Annotated in this window: 1 pseudogene; it reads left to right on the top strand. The window is 29.6% G+C overall.

What is annotated here, in order from left to right:
• A pseudogene (locus OZJ21_RS09700) lies at window positions 1-260 on the top strand (site-specific integrase); the annotation flags it as partial.

The raw sequence follows: 260 nt of genomic DNA, 5'->3' as shown, positions 1-260 counted from the left end.
AGTTTCAACTCCGAAAACTAAGAATAGTAATAGAATTGTTTTTATCGATAAAAAGACATTAGCAGTTTTAAAAGAATGGAGACTTGAGCAGAAAAAAGAATTACTGCAAAAAGGATTTAATGCTTTATCTGTTAATCAACTCATTTTTTCTGGCAGAAATAATAGCTATATCCTACCTACTACTATCATTAGTCCTATGAACAAAATTATAAAAGGTAGCAACTTACCCCATATAACAGTTCATGGTTTAAGACACACTT

Origin of the sequence: Ligilactobacillus sp. UO.C109 (assembly GCF_026847815.1) — a bacterium.
GTDB classification, from domain to species: domain Bacteria; phylum Bacillota; class Bacilli; order Lactobacillales; family Lactobacillaceae; genus Ligilactobacillus; species Ligilactobacillus salivarius.
This window is presented reverse-complemented; position numbering and strand designations above follow the sequence as displayed.